Raw genomic sequence first — 25351 nt, 5'->3', positions numbered from 1 at the left:
GCTGTTTACTCGCCACGGTCCATAATCGCGTCGAGTGCAACCCGGGACCCTTGGCAAATGGACAGTCTTCGCAGAGGCTATGACAGTGACGGATTGTCGACGGATGCGCCGGGGATAGAGGCGCCGCCGATGATCGGCCAAGACGAACGGCGCATGCATGTGCGCGCTTACAACTTTTGGGCCAAGCTCCTCGACGGCCGCTCCTTTCCCGCGATCGATTCACTCGACCTCGATAATTTGGGCGATTTCGGCCCCAATGCGGTGCTGCTGGATTTCACCAGCGGGATCGAAAACCCGGCCCTCGGCTTCGTCGGCGAATCGTTGGCACGCGAATGCGAGCTGGACGACAGCATCCACTATATTGCCGATGTCCCGCGTCGTTCACTGCTGTCGCGGCTGACCGACCATTATCTGCAGATCATCGCCAACCGCGCACCGATCGGTTTCGAAGCCGAGTTCGTCAACTCGCGTGGGGCAACCATCCTGTATCGCGGCGTTTTGCTGCCCTTTTCGTCGGATGACGACACAATTGACTTCATTCTGGGTGTCATCAACTGGAAACAAGCCGCCGAGCCTGAACTGGTCGATGCACTGGCTGCGGAAATGGAGGCTGCCTCCAATGTGCCGGTGCACCATCGGCCAACCGCGCCAGTGTGGGCGGATGGTCCGGATTCGGACAGCGACAGGCCGCTGATGCCCTCGCTGATGGAGGAAGGCCCCCTTCGCGCTCCGCGCAAGCAGATGGTCATTTCCCGCGAAGACAGCCCCAATGCCTCATTGCGGGATGGCGAACCGGCGGCGACCAGCCTCCCCTTGACTGGGGACGAAAATGACGAAGACGTGCTCACTCTGGACACGCCACTGTTCGATCCGGCTGATGCCAGCCTCGCCGATTGGCTCGCCAGCGCGCGTGAAAGCGCAGACACGGCGGCGCACGTCAATGCGCGCGGCCATGCCGCCCTTTATAATGCGATTGGCAGGGCATGGGGCTTTGCCATAGCCACCCAATCAGCCCCTGAAGATTATCGCGAATTGCTGCAGGAAGCAGGTTTGCAGCATTCCACCCGCTCACCAATGACGCCCATCGTCAAACTTGTGTTTGGCGCCGGACACGACAAGACACGGCTGGCCGAATATGCCGCCGTGCTAGTCCATGCCGCGCGCGAGCAAATAGCGCCGGACAGTCTGCCGGCCTATCTTTCGGCCTATCAGGGCGGCCTGAAAGGGCTGGTCAGAGACATCAGGCGTTCCAGCCGGGGCCAAGACACGCAGGCAGGTGACACGGCCGACATGATCGCCACCCTTCGCGCTGCGCCAGCAATTGGCGACGTTGCAATGGGCTCCGGCAACGATGATGGAGAATTCATCGTCCTTGTGGCTCGACGCGAACAGAGCGGCACCCTGTCCGTCGTTGCCCAATTGCCTCAGTCCGAGACCCTGACCCAAAGAGCTCTCAAACGCGCCGCTCGCACCCTTTTGGACTGAAATCCGGCCCAAACCGGTTGCAGTTGATAGTAATTTTATTTCCCTTTTTTGTACAAAAGTTCGCACTGGGGGGTTGAGCCCCGGAGCCGACAGGCGCATAGAACAGGCTTCACCCTGAGGAGCGGGAGAGGCTCGTCGACGGTGCGCCAATGGGCAGGATGGCCCGACGACCGAACGGACGAAACGACCCGCGGCAAACAGGCCGAGGCACCATGTCGGACAGCGCAGCAGCAAATAATCCCCTGAATCCCCTGGCCCGCGCGATTGAATCCGCCCTGATCGACAGCGCCCTGCCTGATGATGAGCTTGGCCGGACCCGGGAAGGCTGGACCGATGCAGCCCGGTTCATGCTCGAACTGGCCATGCAGCGCGAAGGCGGGCAGCCTTCCGTCAGACTGGAAACCGTAAGCGGCAGCGCGGGATCGCGCAGGATGCGTTTGGGCATTGTCAATGATGACATGCCCTTTCTGGTTGATTCAGTCGCAGGTGCCGTGGCTGCCGCAGGATTGACCGTCGACAGCATCATTCACCCGGTGGTCGCGGTGCGTCGCGACGCCGAGGGCAAGCTGATCGAGTTATTGGGGCGCGACGCCAGCGGCGAACGGCGCGAATCCCTTATCTATATGGAGATTGAACGCGCGGACGCGCGCGTCCGGCGTGATCTGGTCACCGCCATCGACGATGTCCTGCGTGATGTCAGGGCGGCAGTCAGCGACTGGTTGAAAATGCAGGCGGCGATGCAGGATGATGCAAGCCGCATTGGCGACGGTGAGGCATCGGCACTGTTGCGCTGGTTTCTCGATCGCAATTTCACCCAGTTGGGTCATGAACGCCATGTCGGCAAGGCCCGCGGACAGGATGCGTTGGGGATATGCCGGACGGAAGGCCCGCCATTGCTGGCCGACGCCACCATTGACGCGGCTCTTGGCTGGTTTGCCGGCGGCGGACGTGTGCCGCTGATGGTCAAATCCAACCGCATTTCGTCGGTTCACCGGCGTGTGTTGATCGACCTCATCATCCTGCCGATTCATGGAGAAGGCGGGGTGGCTGGCTTGTCGGTCCACGCCGGCCTTTGGACCAGCGCCGCCCTCTCGACGCCGCCTGAGCGCGTGCCCCTGCTGCGAACGGCGCTCGCCGAACTGATGCAGAAATTCGGTTTCGACCCTGCCGGCCATGCCGGGAAGGCGCTGGCGCATGTTCTGACACAATTGCCCCATGATCTGCTGGTTGCGGCCGATTCGGCCCAGCTTGAGTCACTGGCGCTGGCCGCCATGTCGATTGCTGATCGGCCGAGACCCAAGCTGCATCTGCTCGAAGCGCCGTTGCAACGCCATTTGTTCGCCTTTGTTTGGCTGCCACGGGATGAGGTTTCGACCAGCCGGCGCTTGGCGATCCAGTCGCTTTTGATCGAACGGGCGAAAGCGAAGCTGCTTGGCTGGAGCGTCGCGATGGAAGACGGCGGCGCCGCCCTGCTGCGCTATACGCTCGACCTGCGCGATGGCGGTGTGGTTCCAGATCTGGACGAACTGGATCGTGAACTGGAGGCCATGGTCCGTGGCTGGGCACCGGGGATAGAGGAGGCGCTGGCGGCATTGGGCGACGAAGGCCGGGCGACGGCCCTCGCCCATCGCTTTGCCCCGCTCTTCCCCCAAGCCTATCGCATCAATCACGCACCGGAAGAGGCGGCGCGCGACATATTGAGTCTGCGCGAACTCAACGAGCAGCAACAGATCCGTGTCAGGTTGATCCCATGCACCGATGCCGACGGCCCGTTCCGTCTGAAAGTCTATAGCAGCAAAGGCCCGCTTGCCTTGTCCCGGGTCGTGCCGGCACTTGAAAATTTCGGTTTCACCGTGATCGAGGAGCAGCCGACCGCGCTGACCGACGGCCACTCGCATATCCATGACTTCCTGCTTGGCAGCGCAACGGGGAACCCCTCACCTTTCGGCGATGCGACCCGGGAAGCGATTGCCGAACAGGCGATAGCCGCCGTCCTGTCAATGGCGGCCGAGAATGACGCGTTCAACCAGTTGGTGATCAGCGCCGACCTTGATCCCGATGCGGTTGTCTGGCTGCGCGCGGCCTTTCGCTATCTGCGCCAAGCCGGTGTCACCTATGGGCTGGCAACCTTTGTCCAGGCGCTGCGTGGCGCGCCGGTTGTGACCCGCGCCCTGATGGCGTTGTTCATCGCCCGCCATGATCCGCAGCGCCGTTCAGCCAAGGAGGCAGAGGTCGCACATGCCGCTATCATGGCTGGGCTGGATCAAGTTGCGGCGATCGACGATGACCGCATCTTGCGACTGATCCTGGCCTTCATCGAGGCCACGGTGCGGACCAATGCCTTTGCACCGGCCGCCAGCGAAGCCCTGGCCTTCAAACTCGACAGCGCCCGCGTGCCCGGTTTGCCCAAACCGCTGCCTTGGAGAGAGATTTTTGTCTATTCTCCCCGTGTCGAGGGCATCCACCTGCGCGCCGGCCCGGTGGCACGCGGCGGCCTGCGCTGGTCGGACCGGCGCGACGACTTCCGCACGGAAATATTGGGCCTGATGAAGGCGCAGCGGGTGAAGAATGCCGTCATTGTGCCGACCGGCGCCAAAGGCGGTTTCTATCCCAAACAATTGCCTGATCCGGCGACGGATCGTGACGCATGGCTTGCTGAGGGAACCGAATGCTATCGCATCTTCATCCGGACATTGCTGTCGATCACCGATAATCTGTCCGGCGACACGGTTGTCCACCCGGCCGACGTCACAGTGCTTGACGGCGAAGACCCCTATTTCGTCGTTGCGGCGGACAAGGGCACCGCAACCTTCAGCGACGTGGCCAATGCCCTTGCTCTGGAACGGGATTTCTGGCTGGGCGATGCCTTTGCCAGCGGCGGATCCAACGGCTATGATCACAAGGCCATGGGCATAACCGCCCGCGGTGCCTGGCTGTCGGTGCAACGCCACTTCCTCGAAATGGGCGTCAATGTGCAGGCCGACCCGGTCACCGTGGTCGGCGTGGGTGACATGTCGGGCGATGTCTTCGGCAACGGGATGTTGTTGTCCCGGTCGATCCGGCTGGTCGCCGCCTTTGATCATCGCCACATTTTCATCGATCCCGACCCTGATGCCGCGGCCAGCTGGCAGGAGCGGTCCCGGCTGTTCAACCTGCCTCGTTCCAGTTGGGCCGATTATGACCCCCAGCTGATCAGCACGGGCGGCGGAGTGTTCCCGCGCAGTCAAAAGAGCATTCCGCTATCAGCCGAGGCGCAGGCAGCGCTGGGCATCCAGGCGGACAGCATGGAACCCTTGGCGCTAATGTCCGCCATATTGCAGGCCCCTGCCGACCTGTTGTGGTTCGGCGGCATCGGCACCTATGTCAAAGCAGCCGCGCAGAATAATGCCGAAGTTGGCGATCCGGCCAATGACCGGTTGCGCGTCAATGCCGAGGCGCTGAGGGTCAAGGTGGTCGGGGAAGGCGCCAATCTGGGCATCACCCAGGCCGCGCGCATTGCCTTTGCCGCCCGCGGAGGACGGATCAATACCGATTTCATCGACAATTCGGCGGGCGTCGATTGTTCGGACAATGAAGTCAACATCAAGATCGCGCTCAATACGGAAGTGCGCGAAGGCCGCCTGGCCGAAGACAGCCGCAACCTGTTGCTGGCCGGCATGACCGACGATGTGGCGGAACTGGTTCTGGCCGACAACCGGTTGCAGGCGCTGGCGCTGTCGATTGCCGAGCGGGGCGGTGCCCAGGCGTTGCCGACCATGATCCGGCTTATAGAGCAATTTGAGGCCGATGGCAGGCTGGATCGCACGGTCGAAGGCCTGGCGGCCAATGACGAGCTGATGCGCCGTGCCCAGGAACAACGCGGCCTGACCCGGCCCGAACTTGCGGTCATTCTGTCGACCGCCAAATTGACCGTGCAGGATGCCGCCGAGGAGCGGCAGATTGGCATGGACCCGCTGATGGAAGACGAGTTGCTCGCTGCGTTCCCGCCGGCCATGGTCAGCGCGCATCGCGATGCCATCGTGGCGCACAAGCTGCGCAACGAGATTGTCGCCACCAAGGTCGCCAACCGGATGATCAACCGAATGGGCGTGATCCATCCTTTTGAACTGGCCGAGGAAGAAGGTGTGGGCATTGGCGATGTCGTCGAGGCCTTTGTTGTCGCGGAAAAATTGCTCAACATCCCGGCGCTTTGGGCCGCGATTGACAGTGCCGACATGGCCGAAGCCACGCGGTTGAACCTGTTTGGCGAAGTGGCGGTGGAACTGCGCGCGCACATGGCCGATCTGATCCGCCATGGTGTGGCCGAGCGGTCCATGGCTGCCTGTGTCGCTGATCTGTCACCCGGCGTCGCGGCGCTCGACAAGGCAAGCGACAGCCTGTTGCGTCCGGAGGGGCTGGAACAGGCGCGCAGTTTTGCTGCCCGGTTGATCGCCGCAGGAGCGCCGGCGGATCTGGCAGACCGCATTGTCCATCTGGCTGAGATTGACGGGTCGATCGGCATTGTCGCCCTGTCCCGCGTGATCGGGGCCGAACCGGTAGCGCTTACCGAAGCATTCACCACACTGGGCCATGCGACCGGGCTTGACTGGGCGCAGGGCATTGCCATGCAAATGGCACCCAGTGACCCGTGGGAACGACTGTTGGTCGCAGGGCTCGGCAGGGATTTCCAGCAAATACGGCTCGACCTGATCGGTCGGTTGGGGGGCGATCCGGTGGCGGCGATGGCTGACTGGCTGGCGCGCAATGGCGGACGGGTGCAGCAATTCCGCACATTCATCGAGCGTGCCAGGGCCAATCCCAATCCGTCGCCGGCCATGCTCGCCCAACTGGCCGGACAGGCGCGGACATTGCTCGCCCGCATGTGACGCCCACTCCCTCGCGCGCACGGCGTTCGGGGATGGCTTGCAGCCGGACGGCAAAATGCTAGCCTCTTCCCCGCAAGAGCGGCAACGGTCGCCTGAGGGAGATGGGATGATGGATTGGATTGTGCGCGGGGTCGTTGCCCTGTGGGGAATTTTCTTTGGCTGGATGGGTGTTTCGGGTCTGATCGATCCGCAAACCTATGTCGACACCTTTGGCATCAGCGGCGATGCGGCGGCGATGAACACGATCCGCGCCGATTTTTCCGCCTTTTTCCTGTTGGCGGGTGGTGCGGCCTGTTGGGCGGCGCTGCGGCCCGAACATGGCAAGGTGCTGTTGGTGCCCATCGCCGCCTTTGGACTGGCGCTGGGCGGCCGCCTGCTCGGCGTGATGCTGGGTGATCCCTTTGCCGGGTCGGTGCGGCAATCCATCATCGTCGAAGGCGTGTCGGTGCTGTTGCTGGTCGGGGCCATGCTGTGGATGGGCAAAAAGCACGAACAGAAGATCAGCCTGTCGTTGAGCTGAGCTGAGCCGAGCCACAAACAAAAACCCGGCCATCAGGCCGGGCAGTGGAGGAGTTGTTGGGGGATGCCGGGTCATGCGGGCCCGGCTGTCCCTGTCTGGCGAGGGGAGGCGATACGGCGCCCGCCCCGGATGCGATCATTTGCGGCTGCGCAACGCATCCTCAACCGACAAATAGGTGATGCCGAGGCCGAAAATCGCCATCATGCCGACAAAGATCAGCACGGGTGCCTGGGTGAGATGCTCTGACATATGCTTGCCTTTCCCCTGTCCGTTGGTGCGCTTGCGGCCTGCCTGACCGCGTGTTGAAGGCTGGTTCGCACGGCAGGCGGACGGCGTCTTTGACATTGGTCAAATCCCGCCAAACAAGGTTGGGAGAGGCAAGGATGGGAGGCGGGCGGCACGGCACAGCGGAAATCGCCCCGGAAACGGCGGGGGGCAGTTTCCGGGGCGATGGGCAGTCGAGGGGGGTCGACCGCGCAAGGCGGGTGAGCGGATCGCGGGCCGCGCGAAAACCATGCTCTCACCTGCCCATGCCGGCACCAATGCACAGGTCCGCCGATGGTTCCCGCGTTGCACGATAAATCGGGGCGCGGAGAGCGGCGCCGGGACGTGGCGGAGGGCTGGTCAGGCGCGACCGCTGGTGGCATGATCCCCCCCGCACAGAGCGGCAGGGCAGCCCTGGCCGCGCCAGCGGGGGAATAAAGCGATGACCGATCCATCCGGCCAGCCCGGCACCAGCGGCGGGGCGAACAGCGTCAACAAGCCGACCATCATTGCCATCCTCTATATATCCTCCTTCCTGTTCGGCATCACCGGGATTGTCGGGCTGGTGCTGGGCTATGTCTGGCGCAACGAGGTGCGCGGCAGCTGGGAAGAAAGCCACATGACCTATCTGATCCGGACATTCTGGATCGGGTTCATCCTGTCGGTCATATCGGTGCCATTGATGTTCCTGCTGATCGGTTTTCCGCTGTTGCTGGCCGCGATGGTGCAACTGGTGGTGCGCAGCGTGTTCAGCCTGACCCGCGCGCAAAAACAGGAGCCGATGCCCGACCCCGAAACATTGTTGTGGTGACCCCGGGAACGTCACGCCCCATGAAGCGTGTGCGACCCCAGGGTACCACAGGGTAACACCCACGTCGGGACAAAAATGCGCCCCACTGTGGCGCCCGTCCGGTTGACACTGGTTGACACTCCAGCGCGGGGAAACAACGGACGCCTGCGGGTTTCAGCGCCGTATTGGAGCTGTGGTGTCAACCTGAGACAGCAACGCAGCGCCCCGGCGACGGCGTGACCCGCCCCGCCACGCAAGCCATCGCGGCGACCGCGCAAGCGGACCCGGCGCACGGCGCGCACCGGCTGACAGACATGGTTCGGGGACATGCCGAGAGGGTCTCACAGGCGGCATGATGTAGGAAAGCGGGTCTGTGTCCGGTTTGGCGGAGTAGGATCAGGCGAAGGCGGGAAACGGGTTCACGCCAAGACGCCAAGGGGCCAAGCGAGTGTGAGACCTGTCACGCGCCAGCGCCCGCCATCCGGACTATTTGTGGATGAAAGTTGAATTGCGAAGGGGATTGGCATGAACAGGCTTTGGGCTGGCGCCGCGATGGCATTGACCGCAGCAGGATGCACTGGCCCATCACTGGTGACACCGGCCGGCCGGCCCGTTGAGCAACAGCCGGTGGCTGCAGCAGGTCCCAACGACCCCTATGCCAATGTCTGTCATCTGCAGACGGAGCGCGTCGGATTGGGCGGGGATGGTGGCAGCGGCTCAGCCGTGCTGTATCGGGGGCGTTACCTCATCACCGCCGCGCACAATGTCTCCAGCCCCATTTACAACAGGGTGACCCGGATTGAGGTTCGCTGTGGCCGTCGCATCATCGGCGACAGCGCGCCGGATTTCATCCTGACCGGACGCGAATGGGCGACGGCCAATGGTTATCGATGGCGCCGCTATTCGCATGACCTGGGCGTGATCCGCCTGCCGCGCGAACTGCCCACCTCCACCCCGGTCGAACTGGCCAGCGATGTGCCGCCTGCCGGTGCAGTGGTTGAACTGGCGGGCTATCCGGGCGCCGGCATTGCCGACACAAGGACAATGTACGCCGCGACTGGGCCGGTTGTGGCAGACAGCCGAAGGGGGCGGCTGAGCTATTTCATCCGCACCACCACCGGCAACAGCGGCGGACCGGTGTGGCAACGCGACGGCAGTCGTCTGAGGCTGGTCGGCATCCATGTGGTGGGATATCGCTCTGCCGGCGCGGGTGCCCGCCGGGTCGATGACTGGTTTGTCCGACAGGTGAACGCGATGATCCGCGAGCTCGATGCCCGCGCCTCACGATCGCGTGGAGAACGGCGCTGACTCTTCGTGGCTTTGTGGCTTTGTGCGAGATTGTTTGGACTCACACGAAGACACGAAGGCACAAAGGGGTTTGATGGAGAGGGCGCATCTTCGTTCGAGAGGTGGCCGGGCGATGCCGTGATGGCGGCGGTGATTAGGGCGGGATGGGGTGGTTGGGTTGAGCCGGAACTCATCAACCATGTGTCCCGGCACTGCCCATCTCAAACCGCTACTGAATACTGATCCCGAATATAGCGATTGAAATATGTTCCCTTTGACGTGGCGTCGAGAAGCCCCTGATAGATGTGCCGTGGTACGCCGGGGTAGTCATACCACTTGACGGCAGAGGTGAACTGCAGACTCAGGACGCGGGTGCTCACATCGTATGACGCAGCCCGAATGGCTGTCGAAGAAAAGTAGTGCATTTGAACGCCTCCAAATGAAAAGGGGCGAACCGATGGCCCGCCCCTTCCCAATCGATCAAGCGTAGGCCGTCAGGACCCACACCACCGCCTTGCCGCCATAAGGCGGCATGCGGTTACCCTTGGCGATGGGCGCTGTCGTTGAAGGCGTGCCCTCAACTTTCCACACGCCGCTTTCAGGGCAGATGGTGCCGGTGGCTGCACGAGTGCCAATCTTGGCTTTTGTCGTCGTCGTCATGGCAAATCTCCTTTGCCGATTGCACAAATGCAAATCGAGGAGTAACGCCACACTTGGATAGGGTGCGGGGTTATTCCCAACCCAACCGGAAAGTCGCTACAACGACTCCCGGTTCAGGAGGCCAGAGTTGCTCGAGAGCGACTCTGGCCTTTTTGCATTGCAAAGAATAGTTGGGTGGCTGGCGGCCGTCAACCGAAAAGTTCTAAATGGCCCATATTGGACGTTTATTATAACGAACGCTGACGTCTAAAATTTCCATGGGCTGGGCTTCAATCTGAGACGGCCTGCTAAGAATATCGCAAAACGTGGCTTTTCCCCGTATGGACCCTTCTTTGTCGTACGTTGCATTCGGACGGAGAATGTACTAAATTGCTCTTGTGGAAACTTAGAACGAGGTAAGGAACATGGCCTTAACTCCTAGCGATCGCAGTCGCAGCCCTAGGGCGCCAAAGCATTCTTTGCGACAATCTCTCGATTATACAAAGAAGATCTATGAAGCAGTTCATAGAAGCTCTATAGATTCCCTAACTGCACTAGAATTAATGGGGTTCTCTGGTAAGAATGGGGCTAGTTCTACTGCATTAGGCTCAATCCGACAATTCGGATTAATAGATGGCGTAGGTGATAAAACTCGGGTGAGCGAACTTGCTTTGACAATTTTCGAGCCGAACGACTCTCTTGAATTGCAGGCTGCTCTTGGAAATGCCTCGAAAAAACCGGAAGTCTTTCGCTCTTTGTACGATCGCTTCAGCGGGCGAATTCCGACTGCTGACGAACCCATCAGGGCGTATCTGATCAGAGATCTCGGGTTCTCAAAGGCCGGCGCAGAAGAAACGATAGCCGCATTGCGTGAGACGGATGCTTATCTGACCGAAGTTTTAGGCACTTCGGGCGCTCCGGACGAAAACGTTTATCTCGCAATCAATGAACCTAGGGTGCCGGAGGCATCTTCTCCAATTGACGTACAAGGCTCCGTTCAAAGTTCGTCCAGCATAGATTTGGTCCGAATCCCGCTAACCAAAGACTGCACGGCAGAACTTCGCCTGGTCGGAACCGCGAGTGAGCGAGCTTTATCAAATCTGATTCGGCATATCGAGCTTATGAAAGAAGTCTGGACGGAGGAATAATCACTCCGCCGCCACTCCTGCGGCCTTGAACATGTCGTCGCCGTCGTCGTTAACGGGGAGGATGTCGCCGGCCTTGGCTTTCTGGCGCTGGTCGAAGCTGCTCCACACCTGGTTCCAGTCGCCGCGGGTGGCGGCCTTGGCATATTCGGTGGCGCGGGTTTCGAAGAAGTTGGCGTGTTCCACCCCGTTGAGCAACGGGGCGAGCCAGGGGAGCGGGTGTTCGTCGATCATGTAGATCGGCTGGAAACCGAGCTGGCCGAGGCGCCAATCAGCGATGTAGCGGATGTAGCGCTTGATTTCCTTGGGCGTCATGCCCGGCACCGGCCCCTGTTCAAAGGCGAGGTCGATGAAGGCATCTTCGAGCCGCACGGTCTTCTGGCAGCAATCGAGAATGTCATCCCGGACCGCGGGGGTCAGGCAATCGCGTTCCTTGACAAAGGCGTGGAACAGGCGGGTGATCCCCTCGCAATGCAGGCTTTCGTCGCGGATCGACCAGGTGACGATCTGGCCCATGCCCTTCATCTTGTTGAAGCGCGGGAAGTTCATCAGCATGGCGAAGGAAGCGAACAGTTGCAGCCCTTCGGTAAATCCGCCGAACATCGCCAGCGTGCGGGCGATATCCTCGTCATTATCGACGCCAAAGGTGCTGAGATAATCGTGCTTGTCCTTCATTTCCTTGTACTGAAGGAACATGCCATATTCGCTTTCGGGCATGCCGATGGTGTCGAGCAGGTGCGAATAGGCGGCGATGTGGACCGTTTCCATGTTGCTGAACGCGGTCAGCATCATCTTGATTTCGGTCGGCTTGAACACGCGGCCATAATGTTCGTGGTAGCAATTCTGCACCTCGACATCGGCCTGGGTGAAAAAGCGGAAAATCTGCGTCAGCAGGTTGCGCTCATGATCCGAGAGCTTTTGCGCCCAATCGCGGCAATCCTCGCCCAACGGCACTTCCTCCGGCAGCCAGTGGATCTGTTGCTGGCGCTTCCAGAAATCATAGGCCCAGGGATATTCAAAGGGCTTGTACTGGGCGCGGGCTTCGGTGAGGGACATGGGCTTTTCCTAAAACTTCGTCGCAAAGACACCCTCCCCCGCAGGGGAGGGGCAGATGATCACTGGCAGGCCAGACATTCGTCATAATCGGTGGTCGTCGCCAGTTCGAACTTGGGCGCGTCGGGCGTATTGTCCGCTTCCACCCCGCCGGCGAAACCGGCGCGCTGGATCGATTTCGAGCGGAGGTAATAGAGCGACTTGATGCCCAATTCCCAGGCGCGGAAGTGGAGCATCATCAGATCCCACTTTTCGACATCGGCCGGGATGAACAGGTTCAGCGACTGCGCCTGGTCGATATAGGGCGTGCGGTCCGCCGCGAGTTCGAGCAGCCAGCGCTGGTCAATCTCGAAGCTGGTCTTGAACGTGTCCTTTTCCTCCTGGCTGAGGAAGTCGAGGTGCTGGACCGAACCGCCGCGTTCGAGGATCGAGTTCCACACCGCTTCGCTGTTCTTGGCCTTGTCGATCAGCATCGCCTCAAGGTGCGGGTTGCGGATCGAGAAGCTGCCCGACAGCGTCTTGTGCGTGTAGATGTTGGCCGGGATCGGCTCGATACAGGCGCTGGTGCCGCCGCAGATGATGCTGATCGACGCGGTCGGCGCGATCGCCATCTTGCAGCTGAACCGTTCCATCACGCCCTGATCGGCAGCGTCGGGGCACGGCCCGCGTTCCTGCGCCAGCATCATCGAGGCGGTGTCGACCTGTTCGCGGATGTGGCGGAAGATCTTGAGGTTCCACGCCTTGGCCATCGCCCCTTCGAACGGCAGGCCGCGCGCCTGGAGGAAGCTGTGGAAGCCCATGACGCCGAGGCCGACCGAACGTTCGCGCATCGCGCTGTATTTGGCGCGGGCCATCTCGTCGGGCGCGCGGTCGATATAATCCTGCAGCACATTGTCGAGGAAGCGCATGACATCCTCCACAAAGCCCTTGTCCTCGCTCCACTGATCCCAGGTTTCCATGTTGAGCGACGACAGGCAGCACACCGCCGTGCGGTCATTGCCGAGATGGTCGCGGCCGGTCGGCAGGGTGATTTCCGAGCAGAGGTTCGAGGTCGAGACCTTAAGCCCCAGTTCACGGTGGTGCTTGGGCATCATCCGGTTCACCTGATCGATGAAGATGATGTAGGGCTCACCGGTGGCGAGGCGGGTTTCGACCAGCTTCTGGAACAGGCTGCGCGCATCGACCGAACCACGGACGCTGCCGTCCTTGGGGCTCTTGAGGTTGAATTCGGCGCCATCGCGCACCGCTTCCATGAACTCATCGGTGATGAGGACGCCGTGGTGCAGGTTGAGCGCCTTGCGGTTGAAATCCCCCGACGGCTTGCGGATTTCGAGGAACTCCTCAATCTCCGGGTGGTGGATGTCGATGTAGCAGGCGGCCGAACCACGGCGCAGCGAGCCCTGCGAAATAGCCAGCGTCAGCGAATCCATGACGCGGACAAAGGGGATGATGCCGCTGGTCTTGCCATTGAGGCCGACCGGCTCACCAATGCCGCGCACCGCGCCCCAATAGGTGCCGATGCCGCCACCGCGCGAGGCGAGCCAGACATTTTCGTTCCAGGTGCCGACAATCGCCTCAAGGCTGTCATCCACCGAGTTGAGATAGCAGCTGATCGGCAGGCCGCGCCCGGTGCCGCCATTCGACAGAACAGGGGTAGCCGGCATGAACCACAGGCGGCTGATATGATCATAGAGGCGCTGGGCATGATCAGCATCGTCGGCATAAGCAGCGGCGACGCGGGCAAACAGGTCCTGATAGGATTCGCCGGGCAGCAGATAGCGGTCGCGCAGCGTCTCCTTGCCGAAGTCGGTCAGCAGCGAATCGCGCGACTCATCGGTGGTCACCGGAAAGCGGCGCTCCTGCACCGTCTTGGACGACATGGGTGTAGCGGTGGCTGCGGCGACCGCGGCATCCCCGGCATTGGCCGGCCGTTCATCCAGTTGCGTTGCCACGTTTCCAGTCTCCTCAGCGCGCGTATCGCGAAAATCCATCAGCTTGTTCCCCACACCAGTCTGCCGGGAGGCGCGCCGATTCGCCACCCCCAAATGTTCTATCTCTGTTCGAATCAGGAATCCCCCCTGATTTCGCTTGTTCCAGCGAAGGCGAGGGTCGCACCTGTTGGCCCGGAAAAGCGGGATAAAACCGCCCTCCTTCGGCCTGCCGATATAGCGGACCGCGCTGTCAGACACAATCTGTAGGGTGCCCTCACCGGCTGACCCACCACCTATAGTGCCACAGTCGAATCTGGATGCAACAAGATTAACGAGCCGTTCAGCCTTCCATTCATCGCTGAGACGAGTCGGCTCGTCGCAAATTTGGCCCTGTTGCAATGCAGCGACGCGTGGACTTTCCTCGATTTCGGACCAAGGCAAGAGAACGAACCGTGGACGGAAAAAAATTGCCGTCGTGCGGCAGCACAAACGAAAAAATCAATGATCGTGCGTAACGGGACACGGCATCGACGAGGGACCCGGCTTCCAGCAGGATCGAGACCGCAACGGGTGTGCGCTCAACAGCCGCTTGGCGTGACCGGTGTCACGCGCAATCGCCCAGAGAAAACGGATGGTCTGCCCGCCGATGCGGGGGACAGGGCACAGACGCCAGGAGTTCGCCCGGCGGCGGGACCACCGAATCATTCGGAAAGGGGCGGCATGATGTGGAAATCGGTAATGGGCGTTGTCTTGGCCGCCAGTCTGGCGGGTTGCACCGGCACAGCCACCGGCATACGGCGGGGATTCGACAGTATCGACCCGAACAAGAATCCGCGACCGGTCCTTTCCGACCCGAACAGTGGCGTATCGGCCAGCGCGGCAAGGGCCGTTCCGCCGTTCATTGCCGCCAATTATGCTGTCCTGCGCGAAGCGATCTCCACCGACGGCGGTGAGGAGGAAGGCGACGCCACGCTGGCCGAGGCCGACTCTTCCAACATGCGGCGCTACCTTGGCGCCGGCTTCGCCCTGAGCGACATATATTGCGACGAATATTTCCGCCTGACCGACGAGGCGCAACGCCGCCGCCACTTTGCCCGGTCAACAACCAATGACGTCGGCACGGCGATGAGCGCGGTACTGGGACTCGCCAATGCGGGTCAGGATGTTGTCACCGGCATTGCCACCGGCTTTGGCGTGCTCGATTCGACCTTCCGCAATTATGATGATGCCTTTGTCGCCGGTCCGGACCTGGCACAGGTGCGGACGCTGGTGCTGGCGGCGCAGGACGATTTTCGCGCGCGCACGCTGGCCAGCGATTCGACCCTGCCCGGCGATTATGGCACCGCCCAGTCAGTGATCATGCGCTATGCCAATATCTGCAGCTATCTGGGCATGCGCAGCCTGCTCAACACGACCGCCGCAGCGGCTGAACGCGCCCTGCAATTGTCGCGGGACAATCCCAAGAATGACAGCAACGGGACGGTAGCACAGCGCCAACCGACCAACGCCACACCGATCCAATTGCCACCCGGCGCGACACCGGCACTGCCGGCCAACGACAATTGAAGCCGGCCCCGCCCGTCAGGCAGGACGGAGCATGGCCTCAACGGCGGCCCCCTCCTCCAGCCCCTCGGCCTTGCGCACAGCGGCTTTGAGCGGGAGGAGGTAGCCGCCGATATCCTTGCTGGAAAAGATCGAGGTTTGCCAGCTGGTTGCGCCGATAGTTGCGCTGACCTTGACCGACCCGAAACCACCGGTGCGGCCACGGGTAGCAGCACGAATCACCTCAGCCACCTCTCCGCTGATCGGCAGGAAATACCAGGCGGATGGCGTTTCACCGGCGCTGGTGCCGGCGGGACGCCAGACACGGACGATGCCGTTGACCTGCCAGCCGGCTTGAGGAGCGGCCAGCGGCTCCGCATCGACGCCGAGCTCTTCCCGCAGGAAACGGGCCAGTTCGGGATCGGTCGGACGGCTGGTCATGCAGCCAGCGTGGCGCGAGATGGAGAAGAGGGCAAGCGTTGAGGCGGTTAAGGTTGCTGCCCTGCACAGGGGAACATGCGCATATTGACGCACCGCCCGCCCCCGCTATGGCCGGGCGCAGACTCTTCCACCGCCAACCGGGGGCCTTTGCCATGACCGTGACCATCCGTGAGGACGACCTGATCGCCAGCGTCGCCGACGCGCTGCAGTATATCAGCTATTTTCACCCGATGGATTATATCCGGGCACTCGGCAAAGCCTATGAGCTGGAGCAGGGACCGGCGGCGAAGGATGCGATTGCCCAGATCCTGACCAACAGCCGCATGTGCGCCGAGGGGCACCGGCCCATCTGTCAGGACACCGGCATCGTCACCGTGTTCGTGAAGTGGGGGCAGGATTGCCGGCTCGATTCGCCGCGTTCCTTGCAACAGGTGGTCGATGAAGGCGTCCGCCAGGCCTATCTCCACCCCGAAAACAAGCTGCGCGCCTCGATCCTCGCCGATCCCGCGTTCAGCCGGGTCAACACCCGCGACAATACGCCGTCGGTGATGCATGTCGAAATGGTGCCGGGCGACAAGGTGCATATCGACGTCGCGGCCAAGGGCGGCGGCAGCGAGAACAAGTCGAAGTTCAAGATGATGAACCCCAGCGATTCGATCGTCGACTGGGTGCTCGAAATGGTTCCACAGATGGGTGCCGGCTGGTGCCCGCCCGGCATGCTGGGCATCGGCATCGGCGGCACGGCGGAAAAGGCGGTGCTGCTCGCCAAGCAATCGCTGATGGCCCCGATCGACATGGCCGAACTCAAGACGCGCGGGCCGCAGAACCCGATCGAGGAGCTGCGCATCGAGCTGTTCGACAAGGTCAATGCGCTGGGCATCGGCGCACAGGGTCTGGGCGGGCTCGCCACCATCCTCGACATCAAGATCCTCGACTGGCCCACGCACGCCGCATCCAAGCCGGTGGCGATGATCCCCAATTGTGCCGCGACCCGCCACGCCCACTTCACCCTCGACGGCAGCGGCCCCGCCTATCTCGAGCGGCCCAACCTCGACGAATGGCCCAAGGTCGAATGGGCGCCCGACAGCAAGGCGATCCGCGTCGATCTCGACACGCTGACCGCCGAACAGGTGGCGAGCTGGAAGCCGGGCGACCGGCTGTTGCTCAACGGCAAGATGCTGACCGGGCGCGATGCCGCGCACAAGCGCATCGCCGACATGCTGGCCAAGGGCGAGGAATTGCCGGTCAGCTTCAAGAACCGCGTCATCTATTATGTCGGCCCGGTCGATCCGGTGGGTGACGAGGTGGTCGGCCCGGCCGGCCCGACGACCGCCACCCGCATGGACAAGTTCAGCGACATGATGCTCGACCTCGGCCTGCTCGCATCGGTCGGCAAGGCCGAACGCGGCCCGGCAGCGACCCAGAGCATCGCCAACCACAACAGCGCCTATCTGATGGCGGTCGGCGGCGCGGCCTATCTCGTCGCCAAGGCGATCGAGGAAGCCGAAGTCGTAGGCTTTGCCGATCTCGGCATGGAAGCCATCTATGAGTTCACCGTCAAGGACATGCCGGTGACCGTCGCGGTCGACAGCAAGGGCGAGAATGTCCACGTCACCGCGCCGATGCTGTGGAAGAAGAAGATCGCCGAAGAGGGGCTGCTCGCGGGGGTTTGAGGGAGATGATGGAGTTCCTGCACAGCGGTTCAGGCAGGGTGGCGATTGTCACCGGGCTGATCGCCGCCTTGCTGGTCTATTTCCTTGTCGACTTCAGTCCCGATACGGGCAACAGCGCGAGGCTGCTGATGAGCATTTTTCTGGGCGCCTTTGCCGGCTTTGGCGTCTGGTCCTTCGCTGGAATTCCGGCCTTGATCGCTGACCTTATCGGTCTGGTTCGTGGGCGCGGCACGGCGCCTTCGGCGCTGCCCGTCCATGCGTCAGCCGACCGGCCGCTGCTGGCCCCGGCGCGCAAAGGGCTGGTGCGACGGGTGGTCAAGCTGATGGGGGATGAGGGTGTCTTTGCCCCCGATGTCCCCGACCCGGCCATGCTGTTCGAAGGGGTGGCCGATTGGGACGGGCCGGTGACGCAGGCCGCCGTGCTCGGCGCGCTGGCCGAGGCCAATTATTGGCACCCCGGCTTTGATCCCGAACTCTGCATGACCAATGTCGTGCTGCATGACAGCCATGCCGAACAATTTGCCGAGGTGCTGCGCGGGCAAATTGCCGATCTGGTGCGGCTGGCGTGCGGCGCGCTCGACGTGCGCGATGTGGCGATTGACCTGACACTGCTCAATGGCCCCGGCCCGCACCCGCCCTGCACCATCGGCATGACGGTCAATGGCGAGCCGGTGACGCTGTGCTACGCCCCGGCGGGCAAATATCTGTCGACGCATATCCATGTCGCGCTGGCGCGGGCGCTGAAGGCTGCGGACTGCGGCAAGCGGCTGGCGTGGCTGTGGTGCGATCAGGGCGCATGGATTTCCTGCCTCTCCGACGGCGCGGTCGAACGGCTCAACTCCGGGCCGGGGTTCGACAAGGCAGGCTTTGGCGGCTGGGAGTGGATCGAAACAAGCGATTCCATCGCAGCAGCAGGAGCAGCAGTATGACCGAGCCCACATTCCAGATCAGACCGATTGCTTACGTTCGCTCGACCCGCAGAGAGACGGTCGACGATAATTGGGATGCCGAACGGGCGACGATTATCCTGGCCGATGGCTATGGCGAGGAAGCGCTCGCCGGGTTGGACGGTTTCAGCCATGTCGACATCCTGTTCCTGTTCGATCGGGTGCCGCTAGAGCGGATCGAGACGGGAGCGCGGCATCCGCGCGGTCGCAGCGATTGGCCGATGGTCGGCATCTTTGCCCAGCGCGGCAAGAATCGGCCCAACCGGATCGGGCTGACGACCTGTCGGTTGCTGCGCATTTCCGGGCGCAGTCTCGAGGTCGCCGGCCTCGATGCGATTGACGGCACCCCGGTGATCGACATCAAACCCGTGATGCGGGAATTTCTGCCGCGCGGCGACATCAGCCAACCGGCCTGGTCACAAGAGCTGATGGCGGGCTATTGGACAGACGCGCCGCAATGATTCCGCCGGTCGGCGCATGACAGCCATCTGGCTCCCCGCCACGCTACTCGCGGCGCTGTTTCAGGCATGGCGGACGGCTGTGCAGCAACGGGTGCGGGCCGATTTGTCGCTCAACGCCGCCGGGCTGGTGCGCTATCTCTATGGCCTGCCGGTGGGGATCGTCCTGCTTGCCGCCTACCTGTTGTGGCGAGGGGAGAGCCTTCCGGCAGTCGGCTGGATCTTCCTCGCCTGTGCGATGGCGGCGGGCTTTGCCCAGATTATCGGCACTAACCTGCTGCTCATGGCGTTCGGCTATCGCAATTATGTGGCTGGCACCGCCTATGCCAAGACCGAGGCAATCCAGGGCGCTTTGCTTTCGCTGCTGCTGCTGGGGGAGCGGCTGGCGCTGCTGACCTGGGCCGGGATTGGCGTGGGTGTGGCGGGGGTGATCCTGTTGTCAACCGGGGGAGCGCGGCCGCGCCTCGCCGATCTCGCCCAGCCAGCCGCGCTGTGCGGACTGGGGGCGGGTCTTGGCTTCACCATGACCAGCATCTTCGTCAAGCTGGCGACGAGGGACATTGCCACCGATGATCTGGTGCTGGCGGCGCTGCTGACCCTCGTCGTGGTGCAGGCCGGGCAGACACTGATGCAGGGGAGCTATGTCCTCCTGCGCGAGCCCGAACAGATCGCCGCCGTCCTGCGGACATGGCGCGTCTCCGCACAGGTCGGCGCACTGGCGGCGCTCGGCTCGGCCTGCTGGTTCACCGGCTTTGCCACCGCGCCAGTCGCGCTCGTCCGCACGGTGGGGCAGGTCGAGGTGATCTTCACTCTCGGCTTCTCGCGCCTCTATCTCAAGGAACGGGTCAAGCGCTTCGAGATCGGCGGGCTGGTGCTGGTCGGCACCGGGGTGGCGCTGGCGCTGTGGGGTGGGCTGTGACCACCTCTCGACGACTGAACGCGCTGGTGGCATAGGCCGACGCCATGATCATCGCCCTCATCGCCATATTGCTGGCCGGAGTCGCCAATTTTGCGATGCACCGCTGGATGCTGGAAAGCGGCCATCCGGCGGTTGAGGCGGCGACCGGGGCCATGCGGCGGACGCTGGGACGCCATTCGACCTATGTCGTCGAGTTCATCCTGCTGCTCACCGCCGCATTGGCGACAGAGCATAGCTGGATGGCTGCACTGTTGCTCTATGGCATTTATACGATGCTCAACGTCGGCACGGTCGCCTGGCTGAAAGGGCCGCCGCCGGGCGAGTAAGCGCCTCGGGTACGCTTCAGCGGCGACGGGGCTGGACCGGGCGCGGACCGGTGAGGCCGGCTTCCGCGAACATGGCTTCCTCAGCGGCCGTATAGATGGAACGTGCCCCCAGCGGCGCGTTGAATTCCGGTTGCTGGGTCACGAACCAGGCGACGCCGGTGCCGGTCACCGGATCAACGAACAGGCCCGAGCGCAACGAATAGGCCTCCCCGGCATGGCCGATCTGGGGCGTTGCATCGCCGAACGGATCGCTGCGGCACCAGCGGGCCGCATCCCCGCGTGCCGGCCCGATGCTGTGCACCGCGAGGCCATAGCCACAGTAAAGGCCGCCCTCGCTCTCAGGCTCGGCCACGGCTTGCAACCGGGTCATGCGGTGGAAGCTGCGGCGGCTGACGAACCGGTCCCCATCGCGCAACAGCACTTCGCCGAGCCGGGCGAGGCCGCGCATCGAAATGCGCATGCCGCCCTGAGGCGAAAAGCTCGCGCCATTGCGAGCCAGGCGATAGGTGGCGAGATCACAGCTGCCGTCGCGGGCCGGGACGACCGGACAGGCGGGCCGCTGACCGTTCAGATCATCCCGCGCCACTTCGCCGGTCGGGCGATAGAGGGTTACGGCCCGGGATACCGCCGTATCGCTGCACGTCGTCCAGTTGAAACAGGCATCGATGCGCAATGGCTGAAAGACCAGCCGCTGCATCAGCCGGTCGAACCGCTCACCGGTGGCGCCTTCCATGGCTGCGGCGATGACCGGATAATTGATGTTGGCATAGCGAAATCCGCCACCGGGGCGGCGCGCGGCTTCCCATGCTTCCGGCCGTCGCAGCTCAGCCTCGAGATCGGCATCGAGCGGCAGCACATAATCAATCGAATCGGCAAGGCCCGAACGGTGCGACAACAGCATGGCGAGCGTGATCGGCCGTTCGGGATACGCCGGGTGGCGAAGCTGCCAGCCGAGATAGGTGGACACATCCGCGTCCAGATCGAGCCGACGCTGGTCCACCAGCCGCATCACCCCCAGCGCAACCGCCAGTTTGGAGACGGACGCGACCCGGACCAGACTGTCGGCATCAACCGGACGCTCCGATCCACGATACAGCAGGCCCCGGGCGACCCGGGTTTGCTGCGCGCCGGTGCTGTCAAAGGACAGGAACACTGCGGCCGCCGGCTCGGGCGCCGGGGCCGGCGGGGCAGCGGATTCTGCTATCGCAACAGCTTGTGCTGGCGCGCTATTCACGGCGGCGCTGGTTGGCAGCGCCGCAGCAGCGGCAAGGGCAAAGAGACTGATCATGCGTCTATGCTAGCGGCGCTTTGGCAGAAATGCACTGATTGTTGAAATCACCCCTTGAAATAATACTGATCCGGTAATATAACCTTCGAGCGGGCCGGGCCCCTCTGGCGTGTGTGACAGCATCCCCCCCCTCTTTGTCACATGCGTGATGTCGGACCGTATCGGGTAACACCGGTACTTGCGGGTCCGACTGCATCCCCCCGCAATCTCGCACCCAAACGCGAGCGGTCCGCAAGACCGGTGCCCCGATTGGATTTGAACCATCCAAGAGGAGTAGCACATGTCCACACGCATTTTCCGATTGATCGAGCGCCATGCCCGCATCGATGATGCGCTGCGCCTGGAGCAGCAGCGCGCCGGGGCCGATTGGCAGCGCATCAATGAACTGAAGCGGCTCAAGCTCCGTATCAAGGACATGATCCACCGCTTCATCACCCGGCAGCGGCCAGCCCGCAGCGGCAGCTGACGGGGTGTCGCCCGCCGGGTTTGGTCCCATCCCCCCCCTCTTGCCAGCCCGGCGGGCGGCATTCCACATTCCCCAATCATAACGACCGGGCATCATGATCAGGGTGACCATCACCAGGATCGCACAGGGATGAGGCCCGGTTCGCTCGTCACACAGAATAACAAGGATTGAACAGGTGGAATTTTTAATGCTCGACTGGCTGGGTACGCCAGTCTGGTTCTGGATGGCGTTTCTGGGCATAGTTGTCGCCCTGACGGCCTTTGACCTCGGCATCCTCCACAAGGAAGACCGCGAGATGGGCATTGGCGAATCGCTCAAGCTTTCGGCCTTCTACATCACGATCGCGCTGGCCTTTGGCATCTGGGTCTATTTCCAGAAGACCGCCGACTATGGCACCGCCATCGGCACCGACCTGACGATGAAATATTACACCGGCTTCTTCATCGAGAAGGCGCTGTCGATCGACAATATCTTCGTCATCGGCCTCATCTTCACCACATTCGGCATTCCCGCCAAATATCAGTATCGCGCGCTTTTGTGGGGCATCATCGGCGTGATCGTTCTGCGCGGCATCATGATCGCGCTCGGCGCGGCCCTGGTCGAGCAGTTCTATTGGGTGCTCTATCTTTTTGCCGTGTTCCTGATCGCCACCGGCATCAAGATGATGGTGTCGAGCGAAAAGCCGATGGACGTCTCCCAGAATCCGGCGGTCAAGTTCATCTCGCGCATCATGCGCGTGACGCCTGAATTGCACGAACAGCATTTCTTTGTCCGTGTGCTGGACAGCAAGAGCGGCAAGATGGTGCTGGCGGCAACCCCGCTGTTCCTGGCGCTGGTGGTGATCAACGTTGTCGACCTTGTCTTTGCGGTTGACAGTGTGCCGGCAATCTTTGCCATCACCACCGATACGTTCATCGTCTACACCTCCAACATCATGGCGGTGCTCGGCCTCAGGGCGCTCTATTTCGCGCTCGCCGCAATGGTGCATCGTTTCCACTATCTGAAATATGCGCTTGCTGCCGTGCTCGTCTTCATCGGTTCCAAAATCTTCATCTCCGACTTCCTGCTGGGCGGAGAGAAGTTCCCGCCGGTGCTGAGCCTTGCGGTGACCTTTGGCCTGATCCTTGGCGGCATTGCCTGGTCGCTTTGGAAGACACGCGGCACGGAAACCGCACCAACCCACTGATCAAGCTTGCCTTAAAGGGAACAAGCAAGGGGCGGTGCCGCACGGCGCCGCCCCTTTTCCATTGCGGGTGATTTCGGACAAATCGTCAGAATTTGTTGGCGCGCACCACATCAACATCGCTGAGCAGCAGCACAAGGCCGTAACTGTCGAGCAGCGGGCTGATCCGATCGACAAAGGCGTCGGCCTTGGCCGCATTGGTGACGCTCAGGAACATCAGCTTGGATTGGGCACCGCTGAGTTGGTCATCCGTCCAATGACCTGACCCGCCCTGCCCTTCGAGCGTCGGCATCAGCGTATAGCCGGCAATGCCCACCGCCAGCGCATGGTCCACCACCCGCCGGGCGAGCGGAGCGTCAACCAGCACTTCGATACGGCGGCGGCGGATGGTCTCGATGCTCATGGGGCGATCCAAACGGCATACAGGCTGAACAGACTGATGCCAAAAATGATGTTGAACGGAAAGGTGACGGCCAGCGACATGCCCAGATAGAGGCCGGGGTCAGCCTCCGGCAAGGCCATGCGTACCACCGCCGGCGCGGCGATGTAGGAAGCGCTGCCGGCAAGAATGCCGAGCGCGGCGGCGGAACCAGGCTCAAGGCCAGCCAATGTTGCCAGCGTCACGCCAATCAGCCCGTTCATGATCGGCAACAGCAGCGCCAATCCGGCGACCCGCCAGGTCATGGCGCGCGCATCACGGAAACGGCGGGCGGCAATGAGCCCCATGTCAAGCAGGAACAGGCAGAGGACGCCACGGAACAGCCCGTCAAAGAAGGGCAGGGTCTGGGCCAGCGCGTCCTTGGGTGCGACAAGGCCGATGACAAAACTGCCGACCAGCAGCATGACTGATCCGTTGAAGAAGGTTTCGTGCAGCAACCGACTCCCCTGTGCGCCCGCGACGGCGCTGCCGCCTGCCTGTCGCGCCAGCAGCAGGCCGACGACAATGCCGGGTGTCTCCATCAGCGCCAATACGGCCACCATATAGCCGGCGGGGGGCATGCCGGCAGCGGTCAGCACTTCGACCCCGGTCACAAAGGTGACAACACTGACCGAACCATAATGGGCGGCACAGGCGGCGGCATCGGTACGGTTGAGCCCGCCCAGCCGGCGCAGCAGGGCAAAGGCGGGCAGCGGCAGCATCAGGCTGAGCAGCAGGCCGACCCCTGCGGCGACAAGGATTTCGATGGAAAAGCCGGCTTCGGCTACCTGCTTTCCGCCCTTCAGGCCGATCGCCGCCATCAGATAGAGCGACATGCCCTTGGCGATGGCTTCCGGGATTGACAGGTCAGACCGGACAAAGGCCGCAACGGCACCCAGCAGGAAAAACAGAATGACGGGAGAGAGCAGCGTTTCGACGCCGTTCATGTGTGGCCCCTGAGTAGCCGGGCGTCATTCAGGGCGCGCCCGGGGTCACCGACACGTCTCTAGCCGGGTTTTGCTACAATGCAAGCTGGGCCAGGCAAAGACTGGCCGGACGGCAGGAGGCGGCCGGTGCACCCGCGTTCAAGGCGCGATGCCCGCTCCTGCCGCGCAATCGCCAACCCGGCGCGATACGACCCGCATGTCGATTTTGGCACTGCCCGCCGTTTGTCCGGGTTCCGACAATTCGGTGGCGATCGAGACGTCGGACCGGTCAGCCGCCATCGTGCCGGTAAAGGTCATGGTACCATTGGCACCGCTGTCAGTCTGGCAGAGCATCCGCCCTTCAATCGCGTCGCCATCGACATTGATTGTTTCGACACGGCAATCGCCATTGCCCTGCACCAGCTTGCGCATCCGTTCCTCACGGCCGCCCGAGGCTTCTTCGGGCGAAATACAGACCCGGGTTTGAACCGCCATCGTCTGTTCCATCTGGCTGCGGACCTCAGCCAGCATTTCGGGCGGCAACCCCGGCAATTCAAAGCGGGTTATGCTGATGCTATTCTCATACTCCCCCGGCTCAATCTGCTTGAGCTCGGCCGCAGCGGCAGCCGTCGCCGCCGCCCCCCGATCATCTGCTTTGGGCGTTTCGCTGTCCCCACAGGCGGTCAAAAACATGAGCGCGGCGCTCAGCTTCAGGGCGTGGTGGCGCATCGGTTTGTCCCTCTTGCCTGCGAACGGCGCGGCCGTCGCAATTGTGATGCGCTGAT

24 protein-coding genes are annotated in these 25351 nt (G+C 62.5%); 14 read left to right on the top strand and 10 right to left on the bottom strand.

All coding sequences use genetic code 11. The features are described from left to right. Positions 1 to 57 precede the first annotated feature (57 nt). From GV829_RS05520 to GV829_RS05510, 3 genes are all read left to right on the top strand, one after another. On the top strand, positions 58 to 1485 hold the full coding sequence (locus GV829_RS05520) for a PAS domain-containing protein (protein ID WP_169944703.1): 1428 nt from the start codon (positions 58 to 60) through the stop codon (positions 1483 to 1485). 212 nt (positions 1486 to 1697) lie between these two features. After that, on the top strand, positions 1698 to 6350 hold the full coding sequence (locus GV829_RS05515) for an NAD-glutamate dehydrogenase (protein ID WP_169944699.1): 4653 nt from the start codon (positions 1698 to 1700) through the stop codon (positions 6348 to 6350). Between the two features lie 106 nt (positions 6351 to 6456). Then, positions 6457 to 6870 (top strand): DUF4345 family protein, encoded by a 414-nt coding sequence (locus GV829_RS05510; protein WP_169944688.1) that lies wholly within the window; start codon positions 6457 to 6459, stop codon positions 6868 to 6870. A 135-nt stretch (positions 6871 to 7005) separates the two neighbouring features. On the opposite strand, the gene GV829_RS05505 is transcribed toward GV829_RS05510, so the two are convergent. Further along, positions 7006 to 7215 (bottom strand): hypothetical protein, encoded by a 210-nt coding sequence (locus tag GV829_RS05505; RefSeq protein WP_169944684.1) that lies wholly within the window; start codon positions 7213 to 7215, stop codon positions 7006 to 7008. Positions 7216 to 7576: 361 nt separating this feature from the next. Here GV829_RS05505 and GV829_RS05500 point away from each other — a divergent pair, with 361 nt between their 5' ends. After that, the gene (locus tag GV829_RS05500; protein WP_169944680.1) at positions 7577 to 7945 is read left to right on the top strand and encodes a DUF4870 family protein; all 369 of its coding nucleotides are present in this window, start codon (positions 7577 to 7579) and stop codon (positions 7943 to 7945) included. 504 nt (positions 7946 to 8449) lie between these two features. Beyond that, the gene (locus GV829_RS05495) at positions 8450 to 9232 is read left to right on the top strand and encodes a trypsin-like serine peptidase (protein ID WP_169944678.1); all 783 of its coding nucleotides are present in this window, start codon (positions 8450 to 8452) and stop codon (positions 9230 to 9232) included. A gap of 200 nt (positions 9233 to 9432) precedes the next feature. On the opposite strand, the gene GV829_RS14435 is transcribed toward GV829_RS05495, so the two are convergent. Both GV829_RS14435 and GV829_RS05485 read right to left on the bottom strand, forming a co-directional pair. Continuing rightward, the gene (locus GV829_RS14435) at positions 9433 to 9636 is read right to left on the bottom strand and encodes a KTSC domain-containing protein (RefSeq protein WP_169944676.1); all 204 of its coding nucleotides are present in this window, start codon (positions 9634 to 9636) and stop codon (positions 9433 to 9435) included. A 55-nt stretch (positions 9637 to 9691) separates the two neighbouring features. Further along, complete coding sequence (locus GV829_RS05485) at positions 9692 to 9871, bottom strand: hypothetical protein (protein ID WP_169944674.1); 180 nt, start codon at positions 9869 to 9871, stop codon at positions 9692 to 9694. A gap of 635 nt (positions 9872 to 10506) precedes the next feature. Here GV829_RS05485 and GV829_RS05480 point away from each other — a divergent pair. Further along, entirely contained in the window at positions 10507 to 10998 is a 492-nt protein-coding gene (locus GV829_RS05480; protein WP_169944672.1) for a hypothetical protein, read from the top strand. Here GV829_RS05480 and GV829_RS05475 read toward each other — a convergent pair whose 3' ends face one another. Together GV829_RS05475 and GV829_RS05470 are read right to left on the bottom strand one after the other, a co-directional pair. After that, positions 10999 to 12051, bottom strand: a complete 1053-nt coding sequence (locus GV829_RS05475; RefSeq protein WP_169944670.1) for a ribonucleotide-diphosphate reductase subunit beta — start codon at positions 12049 to 12051, stop codon at positions 10999 to 11001. Positions 12052 to 12110: 59 nt separating this feature from the next. Next, entirely contained in the window at positions 12111 to 14039 is a 1929-nt protein-coding gene (locus tag GV829_RS05470) for a ribonucleoside-diphosphate reductase subunit alpha (RefSeq protein WP_169944668.1), read from the bottom strand. A gap of 660 nt (positions 14040 to 14699) precedes the next feature. Here GV829_RS05470 and GV829_RS05465 point away from each other — a divergent pair. Beyond that, complete coding sequence (locus GV829_RS05465; RefSeq protein ID WP_169944666.1) at positions 14700 to 15545, top strand: hypothetical protein; 846 nt, start codon at positions 14700 to 14702, stop codon at positions 15543 to 15545. A 15-nt stretch (positions 15546 to 15560) separates the two neighbouring features. On the opposite strand, the gene GV829_RS05460 is transcribed toward GV829_RS05465, so the two are convergent. After that, entirely contained in the window at positions 15561 to 15962 is a 402-nt protein-coding gene (locus tag GV829_RS05460) for a DUF1905 domain-containing protein (protein WP_169944664.1), read from the bottom strand. 152 nt (positions 15963 to 16114) lie between these two features. Between GV829_RS05460 and GV829_RS05455 the strand changes: the two genes are divergently transcribed. Genes GV829_RS05455 through GV829_RS05435 form a run of 5 tightly spaced genes read left to right on the top strand, consistent with a single transcriptional unit; the run spans position 16115 to position 20285 of the window. After that, the gene (locus GV829_RS05455) at positions 16115 to 17635 is read left to right on the top strand and encodes a fumarate hydratase (RefSeq protein ID WP_169944662.1); all 1521 of its coding nucleotides are present in this window, start codon (positions 16115 to 16117) and stop codon (positions 17633 to 17635) included. A 5-nt stretch (positions 17636 to 17640) separates the two neighbouring features. Then, positions 17641 to 18564, top strand: coding sequence for a hypothetical protein (locus GV829_RS05450; protein WP_169944660.1), 924 nt, complete (start codon positions 17641 to 17643; stop codon positions 18562 to 18564). After that, the gene (locus GV829_RS05445; RefSeq protein WP_169944658.1) at positions 18561 to 19043 is read left to right on the top strand and encodes an SAM-dependent methyltransferase; all 483 of its coding nucleotides are present in this window, start codon (positions 18561 to 18563) and stop codon (positions 19041 to 19043) included. Before GV829_RS05450 ends, GV829_RS05445 begins: the two co-directional genes overlap by 4 nt. A 16-nt stretch (positions 19044 to 19059) precedes the next feature. Next, entirely contained in the window at positions 19060 to 19959 is a 900-nt protein-coding gene (locus GV829_RS05440; protein ID WP_169944656.1) for an EamA family transporter, read from the top strand. A gap of 44 nt (positions 19960 to 20003) precedes the next feature. After that, positions 20004 to 20285 (top strand): hypothetical protein, encoded by a 282-nt coding sequence (locus tag GV829_RS05435; RefSeq protein WP_169944654.1) that lies wholly within the window; start codon positions 20004 to 20006, stop codon positions 20283 to 20285. A gap of 16 nt (positions 20286 to 20301) precedes the next feature. Here the strand turns inward: GV829_RS05435 and GV829_RS05430 are convergent, their stop codons facing one another. Next, complete coding sequence (locus GV829_RS05430) at positions 20302 to 21573, bottom strand: serine hydrolase domain-containing protein (protein ID WP_169944652.1); 1272 nt, start codon at positions 21571 to 21573, stop codon at positions 20302 to 20304. A 280-nt stretch (positions 21574 to 21853) separates the two neighbouring features. Here GV829_RS05430 and GV829_RS05425 point away from each other — a divergent pair, with 280 nt between their 5' ends. Both GV829_RS05425 and GV829_RS05420 read left to right on the top strand, forming a co-directional pair. Next, on the top strand, positions 21854 to 22039 hold the full coding sequence (locus GV829_RS05425; protein WP_169944650.1) for an HP1242/YdcH family protein: 186 nt from the start codon (positions 21854 to 21856) through the stop codon (positions 22037 to 22039). Between the two features lie 175 nt (positions 22040 to 22214). Continuing rightward, positions 22215 to 23225 carry a TerC family protein gene (locus GV829_RS05420; protein WP_169944647.1) on the top strand — a complete coding sequence of 337 codons (1011 nt, stop codon included), beginning with the start codon at positions 22215 to 22217 and terminating at the stop codon, positions 23223 to 23225. A gap of 85 nt (positions 23226 to 23310) precedes the next feature. Here GV829_RS05420 and GV829_RS05415 read toward each other — a convergent pair whose 3' ends face one another. From GV829_RS05415 to GV829_RS05405, 3 genes are all read right to left on the bottom strand, one after another. Next, a complete protein-coding gene (locus tag GV829_RS05415) occupies positions 23311 to 23625 on the bottom strand; it encodes a P-II family nitrogen regulator (RefSeq protein WP_246203066.1) in 315 nt (104 codons plus the stop codon). Beyond that, positions 23622 to 24587, bottom strand: a complete 966-nt coding sequence (locus GV829_RS05410) for a sodium-dependent bicarbonate transport family permease (protein WP_169944645.1) — start codon at positions 24585 to 24587, stop codon at positions 23622 to 23624. Before GV829_RS05410 ends, GV829_RS05415 begins: the two co-directional genes overlap by 4 nt. Before the next feature lie 138 nt (positions 24588 to 24725). Next, entirely contained in the window at positions 24726 to 25295 is a 570-nt protein-coding gene (locus GV829_RS05405; protein WP_169944643.1) for a DUF3617 domain-containing protein, read from the bottom strand. Between the last annotated feature and the right edge of the window lie 56 nt (positions 25296 to 25351).

It is taken from the genome of Sphingomonas lacunae (genome assembly GCF_012979535.1).
Lineage (GTDB): Bacteria > Pseudomonadota > Alphaproteobacteria > Sphingomonadales > Sphingomonadaceae > Sphingopyxis > Sphingopyxis lacunae.
This window is presented reverse-complemented; position numbering and strand designations above follow the sequence as displayed.